General features: G+C 68.9%; 29 protein-coding genes, 1 tRNA gene and 1 riboswitch. Of the genes, 19 read left to right on the forward strand and 11 right to left on the reverse strand.

From position 1 onward, the window contains the following. Nucleotides 1–341, reverse strand: a 341-nt coding sequence (locus tag ABZ880_RS34640) for a hypothetical protein (RefSeq protein WP_361271188.1), incomplete at its 3' end; no start/stop codon positions are given. A 92-nt stretch (nucleotides 342–433) separates the two neighbouring features. Between ABZ880_RS34640 and ABZ880_RS34645 the strand changes: the two genes are divergently transcribed. Further along, on the forward strand, nucleotides 434–1,840 hold the full coding sequence (locus ABZ880_RS34645; RefSeq protein ID WP_361271191.1) for an FAD-linked oxidase C-terminal domain-containing protein: 1,407 nt from the start codon (nucleotides 434–436) through the stop codon (nucleotides 1,838–1,840). A 17-nt stretch (nucleotides 1,841–1,857) separates the two neighbouring features. Here ABZ880_RS34645 and ABZ880_RS34650 read toward each other — a convergent pair whose 3' ends face one another. Continuing rightward, on the reverse strand, nucleotides 1,858–2,271 hold the full coding sequence (locus tag ABZ880_RS34650; RefSeq protein WP_361271194.1) for an SsgA family sporulation/cell division regulator: 414 nt from the start codon (nucleotides 2,269–2,271) through the stop codon (nucleotides 1,858–1,860). Nucleotides 2,272–2,515: 244 nt separating this feature from the next. Here ABZ880_RS34650 and ABZ880_RS34655 point away from each other — a divergent pair, with 244 nt between their 5' ends. Then, nucleotides 2,516–4,048 (forward strand): RDD family protein, encoded by a 1,533-nt coding sequence (locus ABZ880_RS34655; RefSeq protein WP_361271197.1) that lies wholly within the window; start codon nucleotides 2,516–2,518, stop codon nucleotides 4,046–4,048. Nucleotides 4,049–4,137: 89 nt separating this feature from the next. Next, nucleotides 4,138–4,794, forward strand: coding sequence for an RDD family protein (locus ABZ880_RS34660; RefSeq protein WP_361271200.1), 657 nt, complete (start codon nucleotides 4,138–4,140; stop codon nucleotides 4,792–4,794). Nucleotides 4,795–4,817: 23 nt separating this feature from the next. Here the strand turns inward: ABZ880_RS34660 and ABZ880_RS34665 are convergent, their stop codons facing one another. After that, nucleotides 4,818–5,078: a hypothetical protein gene (locus ABZ880_RS34665; RefSeq protein WP_361271202.1), complete on the reverse strand. Its 261-nt coding sequence runs from the start codon at nucleotides 5,076–5,078 to the stop codon at nucleotides 4,818–4,820. A 333-nt stretch (nucleotides 5,079–5,411) separates the two neighbouring features. Here ABZ880_RS34665 and ABZ880_RS34670 point away from each other — a divergent pair, with 333 nt between their 5' ends. Further along, complete coding sequence (locus ABZ880_RS34670; RefSeq protein WP_361271204.1) at nucleotides 5,412–7,769, forward strand: immune inhibitor A domain-containing protein; 2,358 nt, start codon at nucleotides 5,412–5,414, stop codon at nucleotides 7,767–7,769. 134 nt (nucleotides 7,770–7,903) lie between these two features. After that, nucleotides 7,904–8,248, forward strand: coding sequence for a hypothetical protein (locus ABZ880_RS34675; protein ID WP_361271206.1), 345 nt, complete (start codon nucleotides 7,904–7,906; stop codon nucleotides 8,246–8,248). A gap of 53 nt (nucleotides 8,249–8,301) precedes the next feature. Here ABZ880_RS34675 and ABZ880_RS34680 read toward each other — a convergent pair whose 3' ends face one another. After that, the gene (locus ABZ880_RS34680; RefSeq protein WP_361271208.1) at nucleotides 8,302–8,892 is read right to left on the reverse strand and encodes an isochorismatase family protein; all 591 of its coding nucleotides are present in this window, start codon (nucleotides 8,890–8,892) and stop codon (nucleotides 8,302–8,304) included. A 152-nt stretch (nucleotides 8,893–9,044) separates the two neighbouring features. Continuing rightward, nucleotides 9,045–10,391: a nicotinate phosphoribosyltransferase gene (locus ABZ880_RS34685; protein ID WP_361271211.1), complete on the reverse strand. Its 1,347-nt coding sequence runs from the start codon at nucleotides 10,389–10,391 to the stop codon at nucleotides 9,045–9,047. A 139-nt stretch (nucleotides 10,392–10,530) separates the two neighbouring features. On the opposite strand from ABZ880_RS34685, the gene clpS reads away from it, so the two are divergent. Both clpS and ABZ880_RS34695 read left to right on the forward strand, forming a co-directional pair. Then, on the forward strand, nucleotides 10,531–10,848 hold the full coding sequence (gene clpS / locus ABZ880_RS34690) for an ATP-dependent Clp protease adapter ClpS (protein WP_030943626.1): 318 nt from the start codon (nucleotides 10,531–10,533) through the stop codon (nucleotides 10,846–10,848). A gap of 14 nt (nucleotides 10,849–10,862) precedes the next feature. Then, entirely contained in the window at nucleotides 10,863–11,465 is a 603-nt protein-coding gene (locus tag ABZ880_RS34695) for a DUF2017 domain-containing protein (protein WP_361271214.1), read from the forward strand. A gap of 123 nt (nucleotides 11,466–11,588) precedes the next feature. Here ABZ880_RS34695 and ABZ880_RS34700 read toward each other — a convergent pair whose 3' ends face one another. After that, on the reverse strand, nucleotides 11,589–11,963 hold the full coding sequence (locus ABZ880_RS34700; protein ID WP_361271217.1) for a hypothetical protein: 375 nt from the start codon (nucleotides 11,961–11,963) through the stop codon (nucleotides 11,589–11,591). A 508-nt stretch (nucleotides 11,964–12,471) separates the two neighbouring features. Here ABZ880_RS34700 and ABZ880_RS34705 point away from each other — a divergent pair. From ABZ880_RS34705 to ABZ880_RS34725, 5 genes are all read left to right on the forward strand, one after another. Continuing rightward, nucleotides 12,472–13,911, forward strand: a complete 1,440-nt coding sequence (locus ABZ880_RS34705; protein ID WP_361271219.1) for an amino acid permease — start codon at nucleotides 12,472–12,474, stop codon at nucleotides 13,909–13,911. A gap of 75 nt (nucleotides 13,912–13,986) precedes the next feature. Beyond that, nucleotides 13,987–14,412: a M67 family metallopeptidase gene (locus tag ABZ880_RS34710; RefSeq protein WP_361271221.1), complete on the forward strand. Its 426-nt coding sequence runs from the start codon at nucleotides 13,987–13,989 to the stop codon at nucleotides 14,410–14,412. A 79-nt stretch (nucleotides 14,413–14,491) separates the two neighbouring features. Further along, nucleotides 14,492–14,587, forward strand: a complete 96-nt coding sequence (locus tag ABZ880_RS34715; RefSeq protein WP_361271224.1) for a putative leader peptide — start codon at nucleotides 14,492–14,494, stop codon at nucleotides 14,585–14,587. Nucleotides 14,588–14,696: 109 nt separating this feature from the next. Continuing rightward, nucleotides 14,697–14,975 carry a MoaD/ThiS family protein gene (locus tag ABZ880_RS34720; RefSeq protein WP_361271227.1) on the forward strand — a complete coding sequence of 93 codons (279 nt, stop codon included), beginning with the start codon at nucleotides 14,697–14,699 and terminating at the stop codon, nucleotides 14,973–14,975. A 6-nt stretch (nucleotides 14,976–14,981) separates the two neighbouring features. Then, complete coding sequence (locus ABZ880_RS34725) at nucleotides 14,982–15,932, forward strand: cysteine synthase (protein ID WP_361271230.1); 951 nt, start codon at nucleotides 14,982–14,984, stop codon at nucleotides 15,930–15,932. 16 nt (nucleotides 15,933–15,948) lie between these two features. Here the strand turns inward: ABZ880_RS34725 and ABZ880_RS34730 are convergent, their stop codons facing one another. After that, the gene (locus ABZ880_RS34730; RefSeq protein WP_361271233.1) at nucleotides 15,949–16,404 is read right to left on the reverse strand and encodes a type II toxin-antitoxin system PemK/MazF family toxin; all 456 of its coding nucleotides are present in this window, start codon (nucleotides 16,402–16,404) and stop codon (nucleotides 15,949–15,951) included. A gap of 232 nt (nucleotides 16,405–16,636) precedes the next feature. Between ABZ880_RS34730 and ABZ880_RS34735 the strand changes: the two genes are divergently transcribed. Next, on the forward strand, nucleotides 16,637–17,389 hold the full coding sequence (locus ABZ880_RS34735) for an MBL fold metallo-hydrolase (RefSeq protein ID WP_361271236.1): 753 nt from the start codon (nucleotides 16,637–16,639) through the stop codon (nucleotides 17,387–17,389). Between the two features lie 65 nt (nucleotides 17,390–17,454). Here ABZ880_RS34735 and ABZ880_RS34740 read toward each other — a convergent pair whose 3' ends face one another. Then, a complete protein-coding gene (locus ABZ880_RS34740; RefSeq protein WP_361271239.1) occupies nucleotides 17,455–18,705 on the reverse strand; it encodes a PTS transporter subunit EIIC in 1,251 nt (416 codons plus the stop codon). Between the two features lie 125 nt (nucleotides 18,706–18,830). After that, nucleotides 18,831–20,120 carry a PTS transporter subunit EIIC gene (locus ABZ880_RS34745; protein ID WP_361271242.1) on the reverse strand — a complete coding sequence of 430 codons (1,290 nt, stop codon included), beginning with the start codon at nucleotides 20,118–20,120 and terminating at the stop codon, nucleotides 18,831–18,833. Between the two features lie 127 nt (nucleotides 20,121–20,247). Between ABZ880_RS34745 and ABZ880_RS34750 the strand changes: the two genes are divergently transcribed. From ABZ880_RS34750 to rdgB, 4 genes are all read left to right on the forward strand, one after another. Next, nucleotides 20,248–20,481 (forward strand): PTS glucose/sucrose transporter subunit IIB, encoded by a 234-nt coding sequence (locus ABZ880_RS34750; protein ID WP_361271244.1) that lies wholly within the window; start codon nucleotides 20,248–20,250, stop codon nucleotides 20,479–20,481. A 78-nt stretch (nucleotides 20,482–20,559) separates the two neighbouring features. After that, nucleotides 20,560–21,297: a ribonuclease PH gene (gene rph / locus ABZ880_RS34755; protein ID WP_361271247.1), complete on the forward strand. Its 738-nt coding sequence runs from the start codon at nucleotides 20,560–20,562 to the stop codon at nucleotides 21,295–21,297. Nucleotides 21,298–21,446: 149 nt separating this feature from the next. Beyond that, the gene (locus ABZ880_RS34760) at nucleotides 21,447–21,860 is read left to right on the forward strand and encodes a hypothetical protein (protein ID WP_361271249.1); all 414 of its coding nucleotides are present in this window, start codon (nucleotides 21,447–21,449) and stop codon (nucleotides 21,858–21,860) included. 35 nt (nucleotides 21,861–21,895) lie between these two features. Further along, nucleotides 21,896–22,498: an RdgB/HAM1 family non-canonical purine NTP pyrophosphatase gene (rdgB, locus tag ABZ880_RS34765; protein ID WP_361271251.1), complete on the forward strand. Its 603-nt coding sequence runs from the start codon at nucleotides 21,896–21,898 to the stop codon at nucleotides 22,496–22,498. A 4-nt stretch (nucleotides 22,499–22,502) separates the two neighbouring features. Here rdgB and ABZ880_RS34770 read toward each other — a convergent pair. Beyond that, a tRNA-Leu gene (locus tag ABZ880_RS34770) sits at nucleotides 22,503–22,589 on the reverse strand. 47 nt (nucleotides 22,590–22,636) lie between these two features. Further along, nucleotides 22,637–23,104: a thioredoxin-dependent thiol peroxidase gene (gene bcp / locus ABZ880_RS34775; protein WP_361271253.1), complete on the reverse strand. Its 468-nt coding sequence runs from the start codon at nucleotides 23,102–23,104 to the stop codon at nucleotides 22,637–22,639. A 124-nt stretch (nucleotides 23,105–23,228) separates the two neighbouring features. On the opposite strand from bcp, the gene ABZ880_RS34780 reads away from it, so the two are divergent. Beyond that, the gene (locus tag ABZ880_RS34780) at nucleotides 23,229–23,558 is read left to right on the forward strand and encodes a DUF3618 domain-containing protein (RefSeq protein WP_361271256.1); all 330 of its coding nucleotides are present in this window, start codon (nucleotides 23,229–23,231) and stop codon (nucleotides 23,556–23,558) included. A 22-nt stretch (nucleotides 23,559–23,580) separates the two neighbouring features. Beyond that, nucleotides 23,581–23,931: a co-chaperone GroES gene (locus ABZ880_RS34785; protein WP_361271258.1), complete on the forward strand. Its 351-nt coding sequence runs from the start codon at nucleotides 23,581–23,583 to the stop codon at nucleotides 23,929–23,931. Nucleotides 23,932–23,987: 56 nt separating this feature from the next. Then, a riboswitch (guanidine-III (ykkC-III) riboswitch) is annotated at nucleotides 23,988–24,065 on the forward strand. The last annotated feature ends 28 nt before the right edge of the window (nucleotides 24,066–24,093 follow it).

A 24,093-nucleotide genomic window follows, 5' to 3' on the forward strand; every position in this document is an offset into this window, starting at 1 on the left:
CGCGGCTGCTCAGCCGAGGCGTCCTCCCTACCCCCTGCGGATACGTCCCGCCCCTCCTCCGCCACCGACTCCTGCTGCCCACCCACCGCCGAGACCGGCCGCTGCTCCTGAACCGGACCATCCCGCCGTTCCCCCGACGAGACGTCCTCCCCGCTCACCCTCGACGCATCCCCCGGCTCCTCCACCACCGCATCCTCCGCGCCCCCGACCACCGCACCCCGCTCGTCCCCCACGAGACCCCCCACCACCCGGTCCTCCCTAGCCCCCACCCGTCCCGCCGACGCCCCCCGCTGTCCCTGTCCCGCCCCGTCCCCCAGGGCGGCATCCCGTAGCTCGTCCATGGCGATCACTGTGCGTCAATACGACGACCGCATCGCGGCTTACGTCCGGTGCCGTAGACGGGGTTCACACCGATGGCCCCGGGTGCGACGCTGTGATCATGAGCCGTATCGAAGCGCCTCGCGACGAAGCGACCGGCAACCTCGTCGACCGTCTGCTGAGCGGTCTGCCCGTCGAGGCCGTCCTGACCGACCCGGACGTCACGGCCTCCTACGCCAACGACATGGCCAGCTTCTGCCCGGCCGGCGCCCCCGCCGTCGTGGCCCTTCCGCGTACCGTCGAGCAGGTCCAGCACGTCATGCGCATCGCCACCGAGCTGCGCGTCCCCGTCGTCCCGCAGGGCGCCCGCACCGGACTGTCCGGCGGCGCCAACGCCTCCGACGGCTGCATCGTGCTGTCACTGACGAAGATGGACCGGATTCTGGAGATCAATCCCGTCGACCGGGTGGCGGTGGTCGAGCCGGGTGTCATCAACGCCGTGCTCTCGCGTGCCGTCGGCGAACACGGGCTGTACTACCCTCCCGACCCCTCCAGCTGGGAGATGTGCACCATCGGCGGCAACATCGGCACCGCCTCAGGCGGCCTGTGCTGCGTGAAGTACGGGGTCACCGCCGAGTACGTCCTCGGACTGGACGTGGTGCTGGCCGACGGTCGGTTCATGTCCACCGGCCGCCGCACCGCGAAGGGCGTCGCCGGCTACGACCTCACCCGCCTCTTCGTCGGCTCCGAGGGCTCGCTCGGCATCGTCGTACGGGCGATCCTGGCCCTGCGTCCCCAGCCCCCGCAGCAGCTCGTGCTCGCCGCCGAGTTCGCCTCGGCGGCCGCCGCCTGCGACGCCGTGTGCCGGATCATGGCCGGCGGCCACGTGCCGTCGCTGCTCGAGCTCATGGACCGTACGACCGTCAAAGCCGTCAACGACCTTGCGCACATGGGGCTTCCGGAGACCACTGAAGCGCTGCTCCTCGCCGCCTTCGACACCCCCGACCCGGCCTCCGACCTCGCTGCCGTCGGTGCGCTCTGCGAGGCCGCCGGGGCCACCCAGGTCGTTCCCGCGGACGACTTCGCCGAGTCCGAGCTGCTGCTCCAGGCCCGGCGGCTCTCCCTCACCGCCCTCGAGGCGGTCAAGGGCACGACGATGATCGACGACGTGTGCGTGCCCCGGTCGCGGCTGGGCGACATGCTCGAAGGCGTCGATCGGATCGCCGAGAAGTACCAGTTGACCATCGGGGTCTGTGCGCACGCCGGGGACGGGAACACCCACCCCACCGTCTGCTTCGACGCCCAGGACCCCGACGAGTCCCGGCGCGCCCGCGAGTCCTTCGACGAGATCATGGCCCTCGGCCTGGAGCTCGGCGGCACCATCACCGGCGAGCACGGCGTCGGCGTACTGAAGAAGGAGTGGCTGGCGCGCGAGATCGGCCCGGTGGGGGTGGAGATGCAGCGGCAGATCAAGCAGGTCTTCGACCCGCTGGGCATCCTCAACCCCGGCAAGCTCTTCTGAGCCGCCGGCCGCCGAGGTCACTGGGCGAGCAGCTGGTCGAGCGCGTCGTCGATCCCCAGCTGCTCGCCCTCACTCCCCGGGGGCACCACCCGCAGTGTCCGCTCCAGCCAGGCTGACACCTGGGCGGCCGGTGCCTCCAGCAGCGCGTCGCCGTCGGGCGAACTCAGCGCCATCAGCACGACGCTGCGGCCCTCCGACTTCGTCGGCCACACCCGCACGTCCCCGTGCCCGCACGCCCGGAACACCCCCTCCACCAGCAGGTCGCGGGAGAACGTCCAGTACACGGGCTGCTCGGAGTTGATGTGGAAGGCGACGTGGACGGCGTACGGGTCGTCGGTGCGGTAGCTGAGCCGGGCCGGGACCGGGATGCTCCGCTCGGGGGACAGGATGAGCCTGAGCTCCAGCTCGCGCTCCACCACGGTGTAGTGCATGTCGTTCGGTTCCTCTCTCGGGCAGGTGTACGGGGCCCGGTGAGTGGGCCCGTACGAGTGGAGAGCGGAGAGGGGGCACGACCATTACGCGGGTTCGGGGAAGTTTTTTTCCGAAGGTGTGAAGCCGGTGCGCGAGGTTGCCCGGAAAGGGGTGGGTAGTAAGGGACTGGCGGTGGGGGTTGCGCACGTCTGATAGATGTGGAGACCCCTCTATTCACCCCCGAGCAGATACGGGACGACGGACATGAGCGCCCCAACCCCGGCCCCCGGTGACGACAGGCCCCGCGAAGGGTATTACCCGGACCCGTCCATTCCTGGATATGTCCGGTACTGGAACGGTGCCGCCTGGGTTCCGGGCACCAGCCGTCCGGCACCGACGGACGGCGAGCCGCTCGCCCCGCCGCCCGGCACGGGCCCGGCTCCGGTCGAGGAGACGGGACCGCACTTCTTCGACGAGGACCCCGAGCCGTCCCCGGCCCAGGCCCAGCACGGCAGCCGTCCCGAACCCGCCTCCGCCTGGGGCGCCGACCGCTCCCACCAGTCCGGCTTCGGCGGCGACCAGGACCGCCGTGTCTCATGGGGCTCCCCGCAGGCCGCGGACCCGAGGGTGCCGTCCGACACCCCCGCCCGCCCTGCCCAGCCGGACGGCCGCGTGGCCGGCACGGACGGTACGGCTACGATCCCGCCGGCGGACGGCGACTCGGCCGACGTGGTCTCCGGCGGCACGTTCGTCTTCCGCAGGCCCACGGCGAACCCCGGCGGAGCGCCCGCGGCGGGCGCGTCCACTCCCGGCGTCCCCGGTCCCGGCGGCCCCACCGCCGACGAGGGCACCATGACGTTCCGCGCGCTCTCCCCGCGCACGGGTCAGCAGGAGCAGCAGGGCGGGGCGCAGCCCGGGAGCACGGGGGCGCCCGGCTTCGGCGCGGGCAAGGCGGCCGCCGACCGCGCCGCCGCGGCACAGGCGCAGCCCTCCGCTGCGTCCCCGCTCTCCGGCCCCCAGCAGTCCTCCGCCTCTTCCCCCGCCCCGGCCCCGCTCGCCGGCCCCCAGCAGCCCTCGCCCACGGTCCCGCCACAGTCCGCCGGCCCCCAGGCCACGGCGGCGGGCCGGACGCCCGGAGGCCAGGTCCCCGCCGGACAGCCCCTCGCGTCCGCCACCCCCGTGACCAGCGGCCCCGGCGGCGGTCAGCCCTCCTGGGCGCAGCAGGTGCACCGGCTCGCGGGCGAGGAGCAGCCCGTCGCGCCCTGGAAGCCGCCCGTCGAGGACGTCTTCACGGCCGCCGCCCGGCGTCAGTCCGCCGCCCGCCCCGCGGGGCTCGGCAAGCGGCTGGCCGCACGGTTGCTGGACACGGTCGTTCTCGTCGGCGTCACCGGCGCGGCCGCCGTACCGCTCGGCACCAAGGCGATCGACCACGTCGACGAGAAGATCGATGCGGCCAAGCTCAGCGGCGAGACCGTCACCGTCTGGCTGCTGGACGGCACGACCTCGGTCTACCTGGGTATCGTCCTCGCCGTTCTGCTGGTCTTCGGTGTCCTCTACGAGGCGCTGCCCACCGCCAGGTGGGGCCGCACCCTCGGCAAGAAGCTGCTCGGTCTGGAGGTGCGGGACATCGAGGCCCACGAGCCCCCGACCTTCGGCGCGGCCCTGCGCCGCTGGCTCGTCTACAGCGTGCCCGGCCTGCTCGGCATCGGGGTCGTGGGTGTCCTGTGGTGCCTCTTCGACCGTCCCTGGCACCAGTGCTGGCACGACAAGGCGGCCCGTACGTTCGTCGCGGGATGACCGTGTACGTCGTGTGCACCAGCTGATTCGGTACTCCGGACGGCCGTTCGCCGGATGCGGAGTCCGGGGGTTCGCGGTCCACTCGGGCCATGAGCACCGAACCGCCCCCCGGCTCCGGCCGACCGCCGGAAGACGATCCGTTCAGGAAGCAGCCCCCGCCCGGAGAGCCAGGAGCGGGCTCGGGCTCCCCGTACGACACCCCGCCCCAGGGCGGTCAACAGCCGCCGTACGGTCAGCAACCGCCGCCCTACGGCGGCGGTGATCCCTACGGCGGGGGACCCGGCGACCCCCTCGCCGGCATGCCCCCGCTCGCCGACAGCGGCAGGCGCACGCTGGCCCGGATCATCGACATGATCCTCGTCGGCATCGTCGTATGGCTGCTCACGTGGGCCTTCAACGTGCACGAGTACGACGTGAACGCCGACAAGGTCTCCTACGGCAAGTCCTTCGGGCAGTCGCTGATCGCGGCCGTGCTCTACATCGGCTACGACACCTTCATGATCAGCAGGTCGGGACAGACGCTCGGCAAGAAGTGGCTGCACATGCGCGTGGCCAACCTCGACAACGGCGCCACGCCCTCCGTGCAGACGACGCTGGCGCGCTCGGCGGTGCTCTGGCTGCCGTTCGCGTTCTGCTGCGCCTGCATCTGGACCGCGATCTCGGGCGGCTGGAGCTTCTTCGACCGGCCCTACAAGCAGGGCCTGCACGACAAGGCGGCCAAGACGGTGGTGGTCAGCACCAACTGACGTACGCCACCGGCCGACTTGCGTCAGGCGGCCTTCGACGAGCCCGTGGCCGCGACCGGCACGGGCTCTTCGGCTTTCTCCGCCGCCGGCTGCTGCATCGCGACGACCCGTGCCTTCGGCAGCGGGACCGTCATGGCGACCAGGAGCCCGAGGGCGAGCGCCGCGACGGCGATGACCGCGATCCCCACGCCCGAACTCGTCTGTGACAGCAGCAGCATGGCGAGCGTTGAGAAGATCACGGTGCAGGAACCGTAAAGGAGCTGTGCGGCAGTCGGACGAGGCATGGCAATCGTGTCCTCGGAAGTGGGGGTCCACGGGGGTGTCGGCCTGGCTTTCCGCCGCTTTTCGGGCGTGCCGCCAACCGACTCTATTCGCGTGCATGCCCGAGTGGAACGAACGGTAAGCGTGACCTAACCAACAGTGCCGGTGCACAGGGGGCGCACGGAGTCATGGCGTCCATCACGTGGACGTTCGAACGCGCCGGTCAGAGCGTCCGCAATGCGAACTCCGTCTCCGCATAGTGCACTTGATGTGCTCAAGTCAAGATCTGTTTTTTCTTACCGACCTCTAGTCAAATTGCGTCACTTGACTTACCACCTTGACCAAGAGGAACTCAAGTGACCCCAAAACCCTGGACGTTCAGAGCGACCGCGATCGGTGTCGCGCTCGCGGCGGCCACCGCCTCGTTCTCGACGTTCGCAGTGGCGCAGGCCGCCGACAGCGCCAAGTCCGCCACAGTGCACCGCCACGACCCGGCGGCGGTCAAGAGCAATCAGGAGCACGACCTCGACGGTCCGCTCTCCAAGACCCAGGAGGCCCAGCGCCAGGAGGCGTTGAACCAGGTCATATCCGGCAAGGCCCAGGTCAAGGACCGTAACGGTTCGCAGGTCGTCCAGCTCAAGAGCAAGAAGGGCGACAGCAAGTACGTAGAACTGGGCCGGGAGAAGACCGACAAGATCTTCACGATCCTGGTCGAGTTCGGCGACAAGACAGACAGCACGTACGGCGGCACGGCCGGCCCCGCGCACAACCAGATAGCCAAGCCGGACCGCACGAAGGACAACTCGACGGCCTGGCAGGCGGACTACAACCAGAAGCACTTCCAGGACCTCTACTTCGGCACCGGCAAGAACGTCGAGTCGATGAAGAAGTTCTACGAGAAGCAGTCCTCGGGCCGTTACTCGGTGGACGGCGAGGTCGCCGACTGGGTCAAGGTCCCCTACAACGAGGCCCGTTACGGCAACAACGCCTGCGGCTCCACCAACTGCCCGAGCGTGTGGAACGTCGTCAGCGACGGCGTCACCGCCTGGGTCGCCCAGCAGAAGGCGGCCGGCAAGTCGGACGCCGCGATCAAGGCGGACCTGGCCAACTTCGACCAGTGGGACCGCTACGACTACGACGGCGACGGGAACTTCAACGAACCCGACGGCTACATCGACCACTTCCAGATCGTGCACGCCGGCGAGGACGAGTCCGCGGGCGGCGGCGTCCAGGGCACGGACGCGATCTGGGCGCACCGCTGGTACGCGTTCGGCACCGACGCGGGCGCCACGGGCCCCACGGGCAACAAGCTGGGCGGCGCGCAGATCGGCGACACCGGCATCTGGGTCGGCGACTACACCATCCAGCCGGAGAACGGCGGACTCGGCGTCTTCGCCCACGAGTACGGCCACGACCTCGGTCTGCCGGACCACTACGACACGACCGGGGCGGGCGAGAACTCCACCGGTTTCTGGACGTTGATGTCCTCCGGCTCCTGGCTCGGCCGCGGCAAGGACACCATCGGTGATCTGCCGGGCGACTTCAACGCCTGGGACAAGCTGCAGCTGGGCTGGCTGAACTACGACACGGCGAAGGCCGGCAAGCAGTCCACGCACAAGCTGGGCGTCGCCGAGTACAACACCTGGGACAAGCAGGCCCTCGTGGTCTCGCTGCCCGACAAGGCGGTCACCACCGAGGTCGTCACCCCGGCGCAGGGCTCCTCCCAGTGGTGGAGCGGCAGCGGCAACGACCTGAAGAACACGCTGACCCGCTCGGTGGACCTCACCGGCAAGCCCAAGGCCACCCTCACCCTCGACGGCTACTACGACATCGAGGCCAACTACGACTACCTCTACACCGAGGTGTCGACCGACGGAGGCGCCAACTGGACCGCTCTGGACGGCACGGTGGACGGCCAGGCCGTCCCGCGCGACGGCAGCGACAAGCCGGCGCTGACGGGCACGGTCGACGGCTACAAGAAGCTGTCGTACTCGCTGGACGCCTACGCGGGCAAGAAGATCGACCTGCGCTTCCGCTACCAGACCGACAGCGGTGTGGCCCAGAAGGGCTTCGCGGCCGACGAGATCACGGTGACCGCGGACGGCGCGGCGGTCTTCTCCGACAACGCCGAGGCCGCTGACGCCGGTTGGACCGCGGCCGGCTTCTCCCGCATCGGTGCGTCCTTCACCAAGGACTACAAGCAGTACTACATCGCCGAGAACCGCCAGTACGTGTCGTACGACAAGACGTTGAAGGTCGGCCCGTACAACTTCGGCTTCTCGACGACCCGTCCGGACTGGGTGGAGCACTACCCGTACCAGAACGGCCTGTTGATCTGGAAGTGGGACACCTCGCAGCAGGACAACAACACCAGCCAGCACCCCGGTGTCGGTCTGGTCCTGCCGGTCGACTCGCACCCGACGGCCCTCAAGTGGTCCAACGGCACGTTCATGCGCAGCCGCATCCAGGCGTACGACTCGCCGTTCAGCCTGTACCGCACGGACGGCATCACGCTGCACAACGCGGACGTCGCGACGATGATCCCGTCGTCGAAGGGCGTGCCGGTCTTCAACGACCACACGAGCACGTACTACGACGCGAACACGCCGTTCGCGGGGGTCAAGATCACTGACACCAACACCAAGATCAAGATCGCCAAGGAGGCCAAGAACGGCTCGACGATCAAGCTCGAGGTCGGTCCCGCAGTGAAGTAGTTCTTAAAACTGCAGGTCAGAAGCGTATCGGCGGCGACCCCCTGGCGGGTCGCCGCCGATCGTGTTTAGGTGCGTCCTGTGCCCTGCTTATTGACAGTCTCATTGACGCCGACTCGCACGGGGGTGTGACCTGCATGGCCGCAGGAGGTTTCTGCAAGCTGCCGACCGGCAGCGTGGTGGTGGCTCTGAACCTGCCCAGACCCACCGCCGACGGCACGGGCTGCGTCCGTGTCCTCGTCCATGCCCGCAACCGGGCGCGCGCCCTGACCAGGCTGCGCAACCTGGGAATGCGCGCGGTCTACCTGCGGGGCAACGCGGCCCCGCCGACCCCGGACGAGATCACCGCGGTCCTGCACCACCCCGACGGCCTGATATGGCGTACGGCACCTGACAACGGTGTCGTTCCGGGGCCGGAGCTCCCCCAGGAGCTGTGGCACCCCATCAGGGCGCTCCTGCGGCGCCCGGCGGCCCCGGCGTGAGCTTAGGGGGTGTCCGGCGGATCAGGTCGGCCTCGGGAGCCGCCGGACACCCCCTAGGCGACGACGGGCTTCCCGGAGAGTTCCACGCCCGCCTCGCGCAGCTCGTCCAGCGCCCGCTCGGTGGTCGCCTCGGCGACCCCGGCGGTCAGGTCGAGCAGCACCTGCGTACGGAAGCCCTCCCGCACCGAGTCCAGGGCGGTGGCGCGCACACAGTGGTCCGTGGCGATCCCGACCACGTCCACCTCGCCGACCTCCCGGGCGCGCAGCCAGTCGCCCAGCTTCACGCCGTTCTCGTCGGCCCCCTCGAACCCGCTGTACGCCGCCGCGTACGCCCCCTTGTCGAAGACGGCGTCGATCGCCCCGGAGGCGACGGCGGGCGCGAAGTTCGGGTGGAAGCCGACGCCCTCGGTGCCCGCGACGCAGTGCGCGGGCCAGGAGTGCTGGAAGTCGGGGTTGTCGGCGAAGTGGCCGCCGGGTGCGATGTGGTGGTCGCGGGTGGCCACCACGTGCTGGTAGCCGGAGCCGCCCGCCTGCCCGATCAGCTCGGTGATGGCGGCGGCCACGTCGGCACCCCCGGCCACGGCGAGGCTGCCCCCCTCGCAGAAGTCGTTCTGCACGTCTACGACGATCAAGGCGCGGCGCATGGTGGGTGTCCTTCTCGACTATGGGGTCGGGGGAGGGGTGCGGGCCCGGCCGTTGAACTTCCGAGCCTATTGACTTCGGGGGGCGCAGGGGAGGGGGCATTACAGGGCGTATCCACGAGCACGTCCGTGGGCCCCCGCTTTTGAGACGCTGACTAGCTACCCGAGCGCGCCTGTACGTACTCCGTCGGAATGACCGGTTCCCCGCGCGACAGCTGGGTGGCGGACAGCGGCAGGTTGGCCCGCGCGGCCGTGTGCCGATCGCGTACGGCGTCCAGCGGCTCGCGGGCCACGACGTCGCCGCCCTTGATCAGCTCCACGAGCAGCTGCTGGTCGGCGAGCTCGGCCGGAGCCGTACCCGTGCCGACGACCTCGGCCTCCGCGACCCCGTCCGCGTCCAGGCGCCGCGCGGCCCACTTGCGGCCGCCGATGGACGTCTTGCCGCCGCTGGACTTCTTCGCCACCGGCACCAGCGGCGCCTTCGGGTCGGCGGACTCGGCGCGGGCGACCAGCTTGTAGACCATCGAGCAGGTCGGGTGCCCGGACCCGGTCACCAGCTGCGTACCGACGCCGTACGCGTCCACGGGCGCCGCCGCCAGCGAGGCGATGGCGTACTCGTCGAGGTCCGAGGTCACGATGATCTTCGTCCTGGTCGCGCCCAGTTCGTCCAGCTGCTGCCGCACCCGGTGCGCGACCAGCAGCAGGTCACCGGAGTCGATGCGCACGGCGCCCAGCTCGGGCCCGGCCACCTCGACGGCCATCCGTACGGCCTCGGCGACGTCGTAGGTGTCCACGAGCAGGGTGGTGCCCCGGCCCAGCGAGTTCACTTGGGCCTGGAAGGCGTCCCGCTCGCGGTCGTGCAGAAGCGTGAAGGCGTGGGCGGAGGTGCCGACCGTCGGGATGTTGTAGCGGAAGCCGGCCGCCAGGTCGGAGGTGGAGGTGAAGCCGCCGACGTACGCGGCGCGGGAGGCGGCGACGGCCGCCAGCTCGTGCGTGCGGCGGGCGCCCATCTCGATCAGCGGACGCGTCCCGGCGGCGGAGGACATGCGGGAGGCGGCCGCGGCGATGGCGGAGTCGTGGTTGAGGATGGACAGGATCACGGTCTCCAGCAGCACGCACTCGGCGAAGGAGCCCTCGACCCGCATGATCGGCGAGCCCGGGAAGTACACCTCGCCCTCGGGGTAGCCCCAGACGTCGCCGCTGAAGCGGTAGGAGGAGAGCCACTCAAGGGTCGCCTCGTCGACGATGCCGCGCTCGCGCAGGAAGCCGAGGACGCCCGCGTCGAAGCGGAAGTTCTCCACGGCGTCCAGGACACGCCCGGTGCCCGCGACGACGCCGTAGCGCCGCCCCTCGGGCAGCCGCCGGGTGAAGACCTCGAAGACACTGCGCCGGTCGGCGGTACCGGCCCTGAGGGCGGCCTGCAGCATCGTGAGCTCGTACTGGTCCGTGAAGAGCGCCGTCGAGGGAACGTCCACCGGCAGCCCAAGGTCCGCTACATCCACGAAAGCTCTCCTAGCTATGACTCTCAGGGTGCCCCCAGGTCGGCCGGGGGTCCGGGGGTTGTCCCCCGGGGTATGCAGCATGGCAATGATGCTAACACCCCTTTGCGTCAGTGTGACGATTTGTGGGGCCCGTGGCAGCATGGGCTGTGTGACGTCACCCGCTCCCCTTGAGATCGAACGCACCGAATCGGCGGAGGAGGTCTTCGCCGTACCCGAGCCCGACGTCCCGTGGGTCACGATCGTGCACAACGACCCGGTCAACCTCATGAGCTATGTGACGTACGTCTTCCAGACGTACTTCGGCTACACCAAGGACAAGGCCACCAAGCTCATGCTCGACGTCCACCACAAGGGCCGGGCGGTCGTCTCCAGCGGCACTCGCGAGGAGATGGAACGCGACGTGCAGGCCATGCACGGCTACGGTCTGTGGGCCACCCTCCAGCAGGACCGGAAGTAGCTGAACTCACCTTCATGCCAGGACACTTCGAACCGCTCCCCGGCGGCGGCGCGGCCGTCGCCCTCGACGACGTCGAGATCTCCATCATCCGGTCGCTGGCCGTCCAGCTCCTGGAACTCGTCGGACCGGGCCCCGGCGAGGACGCCCCGGACGACCCACTGGCCGAGCTCTTCGCCGAGGGTCCGAGCGAGCCGCCCAAGGACCCGGTGCTCAGGCGCCTCTTCCCGGACGCCTACGTCGACCCGGAAGGGACTCCGGGACCCAAGGACGCCGAGGAACAGCAGGCCCACTCCGCCGAGTTCCGCCGCTACACGGAGAACGACCTGCGCGCCGGCAAGCGCGAGAACGCCCTCGCGGTGATCCGCTCCCTGGACGCGCTCGCGCCCGGCGGCGACGGCGGCGCGATCCTCAACCTGTCCGCCGAGGAGTCCCGCCAGTGGCTCGGCGCCCTCAACGACCTGCGCCTGGCGATCGGCTCCCGTCTGGACATCACCGACGAGGACGACACCGACCTCCTCTACCGCCTCCCCGACGAGGACCCGCGCAAGCCGATGGTGATGGCATACCTGTGGCTGGGCGGCCTCCAGGAGACGCTGGTCTCGACGCTGATGCCCTGACGGCCTCATGCCCTGACGGCCTCATGCCCTGACGGCCTCATCGCCTGACCGCCTCATGCCCTGAGCCGGGAAGCGGGCCCCGTCGACGGGTGCGACGGGGCCCGCTTCATGTCTCCGGTCGGCTCAGCTGCTGACGAGAGCCGTGATGCAGCTCGTCGCGCCCGCGCCCGCGCCCGCGCCCACGGCCTGCTTGGCGACCTTGCTCGCGAGGTCCTTGTTGATGCGGCCGACGATGAGCGAGATTGCGGCCGCAACGGAAGCGTTCACGAGGCAGTTCTTGGTCTTCTTGCTCATCTTGAGACCCCCGACGAGCAGTTCGCAGGACTCCTTGTCGCCGTAGTAGCACTTGCCGGCGGCGATGTCCTGCCAGGTGTCGATCTTCGGTGTGACGACCGTCTTCGTCGAGGACGCCACGGTCTCCTGCGTCTGTGCGACCGCCGGAGCGGCGCCCAGGGCCAGTGAACCGAGGACTGCGACGGAAACGAGCTTGAGCTTCATTGCTGGATTTCCCCTTGAGCGTTGAACTTGCTGTCGTGCTCTGTGCGAGCGCCCGCGGTGGTTGGTCGGTCCACCGCGCCGCGGCGCTCACGGGGAAGGACGCTAGGGATCTTGACCCTCCGCGGGCTATGGAATTGATCAAGATCTGAGCTTCTTCTTCGCAATAGCCAACGGCATGTTCCGTTCGATTCGCGTTCGCTCAGAGGACGCTCAAATCCGGATAACGATGAGGTCACCAGGGCCGCCTTCTATGCGCCCCTGGAGTGGTCTTTGTCCGGTTCTTCCTGTGGCGTGGGCCACATGTCGTACGGATGATCAATATTGCGGCCGTGATAAATCTTCACGACCGCCCGGCGAACACCACCCATGTTCGGCCGGGTGCGCCACCGAGCCGGCAACCGCCGGCCAGGCACGAGCGGACCCCGCTCAGCTCCATCAATCCGGGGGGATCGAGACCCGATCCGAGGCCGACAACGGCCCGGGTCGGCATGGAGAAAGGCGCACCAACATGACCTCGTCGCAGGTCGACCAGCAGCACGACAGCAGTGCGGCGCTGGATGGCGAGGCCCCAGCAGAGGGGTACCAGCGCGGGCTCAACGGCCGTCAGGTGCAGATGATCGCCATCGGCGGCGCCATCGGTACCGGCCTGTTCTACGGATCAAGCACCGGCATCGCGAACATCGGTCCCAGCCTGATCGCCTGCTACGCGATCGCGGGCGTCGTGATCTTCTTCATCATGCGGGCCCTGGGTGAACTGCTCACCTACCGCCCGACCTCGGGCAGCTTCGCCGACTACGCCCGGGAGTTCTTCGGCCCCTTCGCGGGCTTCGTCACCGGCTGGTCCTACTGGGCCCTGTGGGTCACCGCCTGCATGTCCGAGGTGACCGCGGCCGGCCACTACATCAACTACTGGTGGCCCTCCGTGCCGGTCTGGACGACCGCCGCGGTCGCCCTGATCGTCCTCTTCGCCGCGAACCTCGTCTCGGTCAAGATCTTCGGTGAGCTGGAGTTCTGGTTCTCCACGATCAAGGTCACCGCGATCATCGCGATGATCGTCATCGGAGTCGGCATCCTCACCTTCGGCTTCTCCTCCGTCGGCGACACCGCCTCCGTCACCCACCTGTGGGCCGACGGCGGCTTCGCGCCCAGCGGAGCCTGGCAGGCCATGCTGGCGATGCAGGGCGTCATCTTCGCCTATCTCGGTGTCGAGCTGGTCGGCATCACCGCGGGCGAGGCCGAGAACCCCAAGCAGACGCTGCGCAAGGCGATCAACACCCTCCCGGTCCGCATCGGCATCTTCTACGTCGGTTCGCTGATCGTGATCCTTTCCGTGTACAGCTGGACGAAGTACACCCCGGGCGTCAGCCCCTTCGTGCAGGTCTTCGCGGCCGTCGGCATCCCCGGTGCCGCCGGGATCATGAACTTCGTGGTGCTCACCGCCGCGCTGTCCTCCTGCAACTCGGGCATCTACTCCACCGGCCGGATGATGCGCGGCCTGGCCGTCAACGGCGAGGCCCCCAAGGCGGCCGCCAAGCTCAGCGGCCGTCAGCTCCCGCTGCCCGCGCTCATCGCGTCCGCGCTGTTCATGGGCATCGGCGTGATCGTCAACATCGTCTCGCCGGACAAGGCGTTCGTGTACATCACCTCGGTCGCCACCTGTGCCGGTCTGTGGACCTGGATCATGATCCTCGCCGCACACCTGCGCTACCGCTCCAAGGTCCGCGCCGGACTGCTGCCGGCCGCCGACTTCCGGATGCCCGGCGCCCCGGTCACCAACTGGATCGCCATCGCCGCGCTCGTCTCCGTGGTCGGCCTGATGGCCTCCGACGGCGACACCCGGCTCGGCCTGTACGTGTTCGCCGTCTGGTTCGCCGTGCTCGTCGTCGGCTTCCAGATCGCCAAGCGCACGGCCGCGGCGGACTCCGACCTGGCGCTCCAGCGCCGCTAGGCCTCGCGTCCGAGGCGTCGTACGTGAAGGGCCCGCTCCGCAACTGCCGGGGCGGGCCTTTCGTATCCTTGCGGCATGTCGCTCACCATCACCCAGGCCCTGTACGACCAGATCGTCGCGCACGCGCGCAAGGACCACCCCGACGAGGCGTGCGGCGTCGTCGCGGGCCCGGCGGGCTCGGACCGGCCCGAGCGCTTCGTCCCGATGCTGAACGCGGCCATGTCGCCGACGTTCTACGAGTTCGACTCCGGCGATCTGCTCAAGCTCTACCGCGAGATGGACGACCGCGACGAGGAGCCGGTGGTCATCTACCACTCCCACACGGCGACGGAGGGCTACCCGTCCCGCACCGACATCTCGTACGCCAACGAGCCGGGCGCGCACTACGTCCTGGTCTCCACCGCGGACACCGACGTCCTCGGCGATTTCCAGTTCCGCTCGTTCCGCATCGTGGAGGGCGAGGTCACGGAGGAAGAGGTCAAGGTCGTAGAGGCCTACTGATCTCGCAATCCGGTCAGAATCCGTCCAGCATGCGATATGCCACTCCGGGCGACCGGCCGGGAATCGATACGATGAGCCCATGGTTCTGAACGACGTGAGCGACAAGACGCCGGGCATCATGCTCGTGGCGCGGCTGCACGTCGACCTGTGCAGGCTGAACAGCGCCATCTGTTGACGCTGCCCTGCCGCCGTACGGCCGTGAGCCGCGGCGCCCCAAGCATCACCCGCTCTTTGCGCTGCCGCGCGCCCACAGACCCGACACCATCCGACAGGAGCCCGCAGACATGGCCATCGAGGTCCGCATCCCCACCATCCTCCGCACTTACACCGGCGGCCAGAAGGCGGTGGAGGGCAACGGGGACACCCTCGCCGAGCTCTTCGCCGACCTCGAGACCCGGCATGCGGGCATCCAGGCCCGCATCGTGGACGGCGGCGAGCTGCGCCGCTTCGTCAACGTCTACCTGAACGACGAGGACGTCCGCTTCCTGGAGGGCATCAACACCAAGCTCGCCGACGGCGACAACGTCACGATCCTGCCGGCCGTGGCCGGCGGTATGGCCTGATCCCGGATGCGTTACGACTCCCCGCTGGCCGCGGTGGGCAACACCCCGTTGGTGCGCCTGCCGCGGTTGTCGCCGTCCGAGGACGTCCGGATCTGGGCCAAGCTGGAGGACCGCAACCCCACCGGCTCGGTCAAGGACCGCCCGGCGCTGCACATGATCGAGCAGGCGGAGAAGGACGGCCGCCTCACCCCGGGCTGCACGATCCTGGAGCCGACCTCCGGCAACACCGGCATCTCGCTGGCCATGGCCGCGAAGCTCAAGGGCTACCGCATGGTGTGCGTGATGCCCGAGAACACCTCGCAGGAGCGCCGGGACCTGCTCGGCATGTGGGGTGCCGAGATCATCTCGTCCCCGGCCGCGGGCGGCTCCAACACCGCCGTACGGGTCGCCAAGGAGCTCTCCGCCGAGCATCCCGACTGGGTGATGCTCTACCAGTACGGCAACCCGGACAACGCGGGCGCGCACTACGCCACGACCGGCCCGGAGATCCTCGCCGACCTCCCGTCCGTCACCCACTTCGTGGCGGGCCTCGGCACCACCGGCACCCTCATGGGCGTCGGACGCTTCCTGCGCGAGAACAAGCCGGACGTCAGGATCGTCGCCGCCGAGCCGCGCTACGACGACCTGGTCTACGGCCTGCGCAACCTCGACGAGGGCTTCGTACCGGAGCTGTACGACGCCTCCGTCCTCACCACCCGTTTCTCGGTCGGCTCGGCGGACGCCGTGACCCGCACCCGCGAACTCCTCCAGCAGGAGGGCATCTTCGCGGGCGTCTCGACCGGGGCCGCCCTGCACGCGGCGATCGGCGTGGGCAACAAGGCCGTCAAGGCGGGCGAGAGCGCGGACATCGTGTTCGTCGTGGCCGACGGCGGCTGGAAATACCTCTCGACGGGCGTCTACACGGCGGCCACGACGGAGGAAGCGATCGAGACGCTGCACGGCCAGCTCTGGGCGTAAGCCCTGTCCGAAGGCTTCACGTAGCCAGGTGACGGACCTGGTCCCACAGGATCGGGTCCACCACCCCCACCCGCCGCCGGAACTCCCACACCGGCACCTCGCGCAGCTCGTCCGTCTCCAGGAAGCTCGCGCGCCCCTGAGCGTCGCCGACGGCACCCGGCGGCAGCGGGATCACCCCGGTCCGCTCGTCGTGGTACTTGCTGGTGATCTTGGCGACGGTCGCCCGCTCGCCGTGCACCACGAGCACAAGACAGGGCCGGTCCTTGGTGCCCGGCCCGTCCTCGAACGGCACGTTCGCCCACCAGATCTCCGCCGGTTTGGGCCGCCCGCCGCCGCTTCTTGCACCCGGCCGCCCCGGCGGACGCGTCCGGCGCCCCTCGGGTCGTCGTCCCCGTCCCCAGCCGTCGACGAGCGTGGCGACCAGCGCGAGCAGTACCACCGCCGCGAGCGCCAGCCACCAGGATGTGTCCATACGATGAAGTTACCGGCGCACGATCGGCGCCGCGCGCCTTTCTCCGAACCCGTGCTCCCCCTCGCGCCACACGCGCCCCGCTTCCAGCCGAACGCGTGACACCACAGGTGAGTTCGCCCACAACAGCCCCTGGTGGAGGAGCGACGGGGGGTTTTGCGCCTTACGCTCGACGAACCGCACGACCCCCGTCTCCCTTCCAGAAATGTTTTCCGCCAGCGGAGGTTTCTGCTTCATGAAGCTCACCGTCGTCGGTTGCTCGGGGTCGTTCCCGTCCGCGGAATCGGCCTGCTCGAGCTACCTCGTAGAGGCCGACGGCTTCCGGCTGCTCCTCGACATGGGCAACGGCGCCCTTGGCGAGCTGCAGCGCCACTGCGGTCTCTACGACCTCGACGCGATCTTCCTCAGCCATCTGCACGCCGACCACTGCATCGACATGTGCGCGTACTTCGTCGCGCGCTACTACCGCCACGACGGCGGCCGCTGCGACCCGATCCCCGTCTACGGACCCGAGGGCACGGAACAGCGGCTGACCACCGCCTACGCGGACACTCCCACCGCCTCCTCCATGAGCGAGGTCTTCGACTTCCACACGGTCAAGCCGTCCACGTTCGAGATCGGCCCGTTCACGGTGCACACGGAGCGCGTGGCCCATCCGGTGGAGGCGTACGGCATCCGAGTCGAGCACGGCGGGAAGTCCCTGACGTACTCCGGTGACACGGGCGTGAGCACCTCGCTGGACGAACTCGCCCAGGACACCGACCTGTTCCTGTGCGAGGCCGCGTTCACGCACGGCAAGGAGAACATCCCCGACCTGCACCTCAACGGCCGCGAGGCGGGCCAGGCCGCGGCCAGGGCGGGCGCCCGCCGCCTGGTCCTCACCCACATCCCGCCGTGGACCGACCCGCAGGTCAACCTGGCCGACGCCCGAGCGGTGTTCGACGGCCCGGTGGAGCTGGCGGCGCCGAGGGTGTCGTACGAGATCTAGCCGGTACGTACACGAAGGCCCCCGGAGCCGGTTGGCTCCGGGGGCCTTCGTGTACGGCGTCGCACTCACGCCTTGGTGAGGTCCTCCACCTCCTCCTCGGGCTCGCGGCCCGGGGTGGGGAGGTTCCACTTGGCTATGGCGAAGCGGAAGACGAAGTAGTAGATCGCGCCGAAGGCCAGGCCGATGGGGATGATCAGCCAGGGCTTGGTGGCGAGGTTCCAGTTCAGGCCGTAGTCGATCGCGCCCGCCGAGAAGGTGAAGCCCGCGTGCACACCGAGCGCCCAGGTGATCGCCATGGACAGGGCGGTGAGCACCGCGTGGATCGCGTACAGCACCGGGGCGATGAACATGAACGAGAACTCGATCGGCTCGGTCACACCGGTCACGAACGAGGTCAGCGCGAGCGAGATCATCATGCCCAGCACGGCCTTGCGGCGCTCGGGGCGGGCGGAGTGGGCGATCGCGATCGCGGCGGCCGGGAGGCCGAACATCATGATGGGGAAGAAGCCCGACATGAACTGTCCGGCGGTCGGGTCACCGGCGAAGAAGCGGGTGAGGTCACCGTGGACGACGTCACCGGCCGCGTTCTTGAAGTCGCCGATCTGGAACCAGGCCACGGAGTTGACGAACTGGTGCATGCCGACCGGGATCAGCGCGCGGTTGATCAGACCGAACAGAGCGGCGCCGAAGGCCCCGAGACCGGTGATCCACTCGCCGAAGTTCGAGATGCCCTCACCGATCGGCTTCCAGACCAGGCCGAAGAAGACACCCACGAGCGTGCCGACGAAGGCCATGATGATCGGCACCAGACGGCGGCCGTTGAAGAAGCCGAGCCAGTCCACCAGCTTGGTCCGATGGAAGCGCTGCCAGAGCACCGCCGACAGCAGACCCATGATGATGCCGCCGAGCACACCGGGGTTGTTGTAGGTCGCGGCTATGTCCGCGCCCTTCTGGATCTTCGCCTCGGTGACCGGGAACGCCTTGAGGACATTGCTGTAGACCAGGAAGCCGACGAGCGCGGCGAGGGCGGTGGAGCCGTCGGACTTCTTCGCGAAGCCGATCGCGACACCGATACAGAACAGCAGCGGCAGGTTGTCGAAGATGGCACCGCCCGCCGTGGCGAACACGGCCGTGACCTTGTCGGGCAGGTGCAGCTTGTCGTGGATGTCCTGCTGGCCGAAACGCAGCAGGATGCCGGCCGCCGGAAGCACGGCGATCGGGAGCTGCAGGCTGCGGCCAACCTTCTGCAGGCCCTGGAACAGGCCTGATCCCCACTTCTTCGTGGGGGCCGCCGTGGGCGCGGTGGCGGTGCTCATAGACTTCCTCCATCGGGTGGTGGTCTACACCACTCAGTGGTGTAGACCTGTTGTAGCACGATGAAGGTGACATAAGGAACCCACGATTCCCGTGAACGTGGGACTACGCTGCGTTGGCGCCGGAGCTAGGCCTTCGTGACGTCTTCCCGCTCCTCCTCGGGCTCCCTGCCCGGGGTCTTCAGGTCGAACCTCGTGATCGCGAAACGGAAGATCGCGTAGTAAACGGCGGCGAAGCACAAGCCGATCGGGATCATCGCCCACGGCTTGGTCGCGAGGTTCCAGTTGATGATGTAGTCGATCAGACCGGCCGAGAAGCTGAAGCCGTCGTGCACCCCGAGCCCCCAGGTCACCGCCATCGACACACCCGTCAGCAGCGCGTGGACCGCGTACAGCAGCGGAGCGACGAAGAGGAACGAGTACTCGATCGGCTCGGTGATGCCCGTGACGAACGACGTCAGGGCGACCGAGAGCATCAGGCCGCCGATCTCCTTCCTGCGGTCGGGCCTGGCGCAGTGCGTGATCGCGAGCGCCGCGGCCGGCAGCGCGAACATCATGATCGGGAAGAACCCCGAGGTGAACTGGCCCGCGTTCGGATCGCCCGCCAGGAACATGTTGATGTCACCGTGCACCACCGTGCCGTCCGGCTTGGTGTAGCTGCCGAACTGGAACCAGATGGGCACGTTCAGGAACTGGTGCAGCCCGACCACGAGCAGCGCCCGGTTCGCGACACCGAAGACCCCCGCGCCCCACGAGCCCAGATCGCTCAGCCAGTCGCTGAAGTTCTCCAGCGCATCACCGATCGGCGGCCAGATCCACAGGCACAGCACGGCGAACGCGATCGCAACGAACGCCATGATGATCGGCACCAGCCGCCGCCCGTTGAAGAAGCCGAGCCAGTCCACCAGCTTCGTACGGTGGTAGCGCGCCCAGAAGAACGCGGCGAGCAGGCCCATGACGATGCCGCCGAAGACGCCGGGATTCTGGTACTCGAACACGGTCACCGTGCCGTCGGACACCTGGCAGCCGACCCCGGACACCGCCTTCGACCCGCCCGGGCAGTCCTTCGGGAACTGGCGCAGCACGTTGTAGTAGACGAGGAAACCCGCGACCGCCGCCAGCGCCGTCGAGCCGTCCGACTTCTTCGCCATGCCGATCGCGACGCCGATGCAGAAGAGGAGGGGGAGGCCGAGAGAGCCGTCGAGGAGGGCGCCGCCCGCGCCGGCCATCACCTTCGAGACGTCCGTCCACCCAAGGCCGTCGTCCCCGAACACGTCGGGCTGGCCGAGACGGTTGAGGATGCCCGCAGCCGGCAGTACCGCGATGGGGAGTTGGAGGCTGCGACCCATCTTCTGCAGACTCTGGAACAGGCTGTTCCAACGGCGCCGCGCGGGGGAGATCTCGGTCTCGGTGCTCATGGGTTGGCGACCGCCTGTCAGGTGGTGTAGACCAGTTACGGGCGATATGGCTGCTGTGACGTCATCCTTCGGTACGCACGACGCAATCGCTCGGGAAATTGAGCCAACCGTGCGTGAGGAGAATGCAATGGCCACCAAGGCTGAGAAGATCGTTGCCGGGCTCGGCGGCATCGACAACATCGAAGAGGTCGAGGGCTGTATCACCCGCCTGCGGACCGAGGTCGCCGACGCGAGCCTCGTCGATGAAGCCGCCCTGAAGGCCGCCGGCGCCCACGGCGTCGTCAAGATGGGCACCGCGATCCAGGTCGTCATCGGCACCGACGCCGACCCCATCGCCGCGGAGATCGAAGACATGATGTGAGCCACCGCGCTCGCTCACTGGAGGGTCCTTCCCACCGCGGGAGGGGCCCTTTCCGCTGGTGCCGATAGGCTCGGCGGCATGTCTCGAATCGACGGCCGCACCCCCGACCAGCTCCGCCCGATCACCATCGAACGCGGGTGGAGCAAGCACGCAGAGGGCTCCGTCCTCATCTCCTTCGGTGACACCAGGGTCTTCTGCACGGCCTCCGTCACCGAGGGCGTCCCCCGCTGGCGCAAGGGCAGCGGCGAGGGCTGGGTCACCGCCGAGTACTCCATGCTGCCCCGCGCCACCAACACCCGCGGCGACCGCGAGTCCGTCCGCGGCAAGATCGGCGGCCGCACCCACGAGATCAGCCGCCTCATCGGCCGCTCCCTGCGCGCGGTCATCGACTACAAGGCGCTCGGCGAGAACACCATCGTCCTCGACTGCGACGTCCTCCAGGCCGACGGCGGCACGCGTACCGCGGCCATCACCGGCGCGTACGTGGCACTCGCCGACGCCGTCGCCTGGGCCCAGGGCAAGAAGCTGATCAAGGCCGGCCGCCAGCCGCTCACGGGCACCGTCTCGGCGGTCTCGGTCGGCATCGTCGGCGGTGTCCCCCTTCTCGACCTCTGCTACGAGGAGGACGTGAAGGCCGACACCGACATGAACGTCGTCTGCACCGGCGACGGCCGCTTCGTCGAGGTCCAGGGCACCGCCGAGGCCGAGCCCTTCGCCCGCGAGGAGCTCAACTCCCTGCTGGACCTGGCGGTTTCCGGCTGTGAAGAACTCGCTGTCCTTCAGCGCAAGGCACTTGATACGGTCCTCGAAAAGTAAAGGGCGCACCAAGAAAGGGCGGCCGCCGGGGCAACCTCCGGTACCCGCCCGGGCGTCACTATGAGTGCGGGCGCACGGCACAACACCGTGCGCCCGACCAGTTACGGGGGGCCTCGGCACGGGGCCTGGACATGGGAGGAACCACAGTCATGGCCGTGAGCCGAGGCCGCCGCAGTCGTAGTCGCCGTATCGCCATAGCTCTCACCGCAGTGGCGGCAGTCGGGCTGACGGCCGGACTGACCACCGGCTGCGACGCCGTCGACAAGGCCCTGGACTGCGTCCAGACCGCCGACACCATCGCCGACAGCGTCACAGATCTCCAGCAGGCCGTGGAGAACGCGTCGAACGACCCGACCCAGCTCGACGAGTCGCTTGCCTCCATCGACAAGAACCTCGACAAGATCGGCGACAAGACCGACAACGCCGACGTCAACAAGGCGGTCGACGACCTCAACAAGGCCGTGGACAACGTCCGTACGTCCATCAAGAACGGCGACGACACCCCGGACGTCAGCCCGGTGACGGACGCGGCGGGCGAACTGACGAAGGTCTGCACCTCGTAACCCGGTGGGGGACGGGCCCGGAATACTGTTGGCCCATGACCCGCTTGATCCTCGCCACCCGCAACGCCGGAAAGATCACCGAACTGAGGTCGATCCTCGCCGACGCAGGTCTCCCGCACGACCTCGTCGGCGCGGACGCCTACCCGGAGATCCCCGACGTCAAGGAAACCGGCGTGACCTTCGCCGAGAACGCACTCCTCAAGGCCCACGCCCTCGCCCGGGCGACCGGCCTGCCCGCCGTCGCCGACGACTCGGGCCTGTGCGTCGACGTCCTGAACGGCGCGCCGGGCATCTTCTCCGCCCGCTGGGCCGGCAAGCACGGCGACGACAGGGCCAACCTGGAGCTGCTGCTGGCGCAGCTGTCGGACATCGCGGATGACCACCGGGGTGCGCACTTCGCCTGCGCGGCGGCACTGGCACTGCCGGACGGCCGGGAACGCGTGGTCGAGGGGCAGCTGCGGGGCGTGCTGCGGCACGCTCCGGTGGGCACGAACGGCTTCGGCTACGACCCGATCCTGCAGCCGGAGGGGGACTCACGGACCTGCGCGGAACTCAGCCCCGAGGAGAAGAACGCGATCAGCCACCGGGGGAAGGCGTTCCGGGCGTTGGTGCCGGTGGTGCGGGAGCTGTTGGGCTGAGCGCTGGTGCGGCCGGAGGGACTCGAACCCTCACGGGAGTTACCCCACTGGGACCTAAACCCAGCGTGACTGCCAATTCCACCACGGCCGCCTGACACTGCCAGGCCATGCTACTGGCCGGGCAGCCTCCGGTGATCCTCAGATGCCCAGGTCCTTGATGATCTTGGCCACGTGCCCCGTCGCGCGGACGTTGTACAGGGCCCGTTCGACCTTGCCCTGCTCGTCCACGATCACCGTGGAGCGGATGACGCCCATGTACGTCTTGCCGTAGTTCTTCTTCTCGCCGTAGGCGCCGTACGCCTCGATGACCGACTTCTCGGGGTCGCCGGCGAGGGTGATCTTCAGGGATTCCTTGTCGCGGAACTTCGCCAGCTTCTCGGGGGCGTCCGGGGAGATGCCGATGACGTCGTAGCCGGCGCCGGTCAGCAGCTCCAGGTTGTCCGTGAAGTCGCAGGCCTGCTTGGTGCAGCCGGGCGTCAGGGCCGCGGGGTAGAAGTAGACGATGACCTTGCGGCCCTTGTGGGCGGACAGGGACACGTCGTTGCCGTCGGCGTCGGGGAGGGTGAAGTCGGGGGCCACGTCCCCGGGCTGGAGTCGCTCGCTCATTGGGCCAGCGTAACCGGGGGTCCTGACGGTGCAGGGACGGGCGGAGCTGACAGACTGTCCGGAACAAGCAGCAGCAAGCAGCAACCAGCAGTGACAGGCATCGGCTGACTTCGGAGGCCCTACCGTGGCGGACACGTCGGACACCAGAACCCCGGCGCAGATCGAGGCGGACATCAGGCGCCGCCGTGAAATGCTGGCCGAGACGCTCGACGAGATCGGGGTGCGGGTGCACCCGAAGACGATCGTCGGGGACGCCAAGGCCAGGGTTGTGTCCAATATCGATCACACGTTGGGGCGGGCCTACGTCGGTGTCAACAAGGTCGTGACCGATGTGAAGGCCCAGTTCGTCGACGAGGAGGGCGCGCCCCGGCTGGAGCGGGTCGTGCCCGTCGCCCTAGTGTTCGTCGGGGTCGTGGGGCTGCTCGCCCTCGGCACCCGGCGGCGCAAAGGCTGAGCGAGAGCTGTAGGTTCAGGTCGTGAGCGCCAACAGAAACAGCACCCAGCACGACAAGCTGCCCATCCGGATGCTGCACGACCGAGTCCTCGTGCGGCAGGAGACCGGTGAGGGTGAGCGTCGGTCGGGCGGGGGGATCCTGATTCCCGCCACCGCGGCGGTCGGGCGACGGCTGGCCTGGGCCGAGGTCGTCGCCGTCGGGCAGAACGTGCGGACGGTGGAGCCCGGCGACCGCGTCCTGTTCGACCCGGAGGACCGTGCCGAGGTCGAGGTGCGGGGCGTGGCGTACGTGCTCATGCGTGAGCGCGATCTGCACGCCGTGGCCGCCGACCGTTTCGAGGGGTCCGAGGACACGACGGGCCTCTACCTGTAATTCGACGGTTCGAGCAGCTCCATGGGGCTGGTGACCCTTGTCACCAGCCCCTTTTGCCGTGCCTTTGCTAGCTTTGAAGGGGCCCGACGAGACGCGCCGTACCGGGAGAGCAGGACCAGAAAAGACGACGCACCCCTGTAACGCCTGTTTCCGGAGGTGCCG

Origin of the sequence: Streptomyces sp. NPDC047043, assembly GCF_040644055.1 — a bacterium.
Classification (GTDB): domain Bacteria; phylum Actinomycetota; class Actinomycetes; order Streptomycetales; family Streptomycetaceae; genus Streptomyces.

Excerpts from the sequence above, each read along its gene's own strand:
- ABZ880_RS34650 (WP_361271194.1), bottom strand. The coding sequence starts at position 2,271 with ATGCACTACACCGTGGTGGAGCGCGAGCTGGAGCTCAGGCTCATCCTG.
- ABZ880_RS34655 (WP_361271197.1), top strand. The coding sequence starts at position 2,516 with ATGAGCGCCCCAACCCCGGCCCCCGGTGACGACAGGCCCCGCGAAGGG.
- ABZ880_RS34660 (WP_361271200.1), top strand. The coding sequence starts at position 4,138 with ATGAGCACCGAACCGCCCCCCGGCTCCGGCCGACCGCCGGAAGACGAT.
- ABZ880_RS34665 (WP_361271202.1), bottom strand. The coding sequence starts at position 5,078 with ATGCCTCGTCCGACTGCCGCACAGCTCCTTTACGGTTCCTGCACCGTG.
- ABZ880_RS34675 (WP_361271206.1), top strand. The coding sequence starts at position 7,904 with ATGGCCGCAGGAGGTTTCTGCAAGCTGCCGACCGGCAGCGTGGTGGTG.
- ABZ880_RS34680 (WP_361271208.1), bottom strand. The coding sequence starts at position 8,892 with ATGCGCCGCGCCTTGATCGTCGTAGACGTGCAGAACGACTTCTGCGAG.
- clpS (WP_030943626.1), top strand. The coding sequence starts at position 10,531 with ATGGGCTGTGTGACGTCACCCGCTCCCCTTGAGATCGAACGCACCGAA.
- ABZ880_RS34695 (WP_361271214.1), top strand. The coding sequence starts at position 10,863 with ATGCCAGGACACTTCGAACCGCTCCCCGGCGGCGGCGCGGCCGTCGCC.
- ABZ880_RS34700 (WP_361271217.1), bottom strand. The coding sequence starts at position 11,963 with ATGAAGCTCAAGCTCGTTTCCGTCGCAGTCCTCGGTTCACTGGCCCTG.
- ABZ880_RS34705 (WP_361271219.1), top strand. The coding sequence starts at position 12,472 with ATGACCTCGTCGCAGGTCGACCAGCAGCACGACAGCAGTGCGGCGCTG.
- ABZ880_RS34710 (WP_361271221.1), top strand. The coding sequence starts at position 13,987 with ATGTCGCTCACCATCACCCAGGCCCTGTACGACCAGATCGTCGCGCAC.
- ABZ880_RS34715 (WP_361271224.1), top strand. The coding sequence starts at position 14,492 with ATGGTTCTGAACGACGTGAGCGACAAGACGCCGGGCATCATGCTCGTG.
- ABZ880_RS34720 (WP_361271227.1), top strand. The coding sequence starts at position 14,697 with ATGGCCATCGAGGTCCGCATCCCCACCATCCTCCGCACTTACACCGGC.
- ABZ880_RS34725 (WP_361271230.1), top strand. The coding sequence starts at position 14,982 with ATGCGTTACGACTCCCCGCTGGCCGCGGTGGGCAACACCCCGTTGGTG.
- ABZ880_RS34730 (WP_361271233.1), bottom strand. The coding sequence starts at position 16,404 with ATGGACACATCCTGGTGGCTGGCGCTCGCGGCGGTGGTACTGCTCGCG.
- ABZ880_RS34735 (WP_361271236.1), top strand. The coding sequence starts at position 16,637 with ATGAAGCTCACCGTCGTCGGTTGCTCGGGGTCGTTCCCGTCCGCGGAA.
- ABZ880_RS34740 (WP_361271239.1), bottom strand. The coding sequence starts at position 18,705 with ATGAGCACCGCCACCGCGCCCACGGCGGCCCCCACGAAGAAGTGGGGA.
- ABZ880_RS34745 (WP_361271242.1), bottom strand. The coding sequence starts at position 20,120 with ATGAGCACCGAGACCGAGATCTCCCCCGCGCGGCGCCGTTGGAACAGC.
- ABZ880_RS34750 (WP_361271244.1), top strand. The coding sequence starts at position 20,248 with ATGGCCACCAAGGCTGAGAAGATCGTTGCCGGGCTCGGCGGCATCGAC.
- rph (WP_361271247.1), top strand. The coding sequence starts at position 20,560 with ATGTCTCGAATCGACGGCCGCACCCCCGACCAGCTCCGCCCGATCACC.
- ABZ880_RS34760 (WP_361271249.1), top strand. The coding sequence starts at position 21,447 with ATGGCCGTGAGCCGAGGCCGCCGCAGTCGTAGTCGCCGTATCGCCATA.
- rdgB (WP_361271251.1), top strand. The coding sequence starts at position 21,896 with ATGACCCGCTTGATCCTCGCCACCCGCAACGCCGGAAAGATCACCGAA.
- bcp (WP_361271253.1), bottom strand. The coding sequence starts at position 23,104 with ATGAGCGAGCGACTCCAGCCCGGGGACGTGGCCCCCGACTTCACCCTC.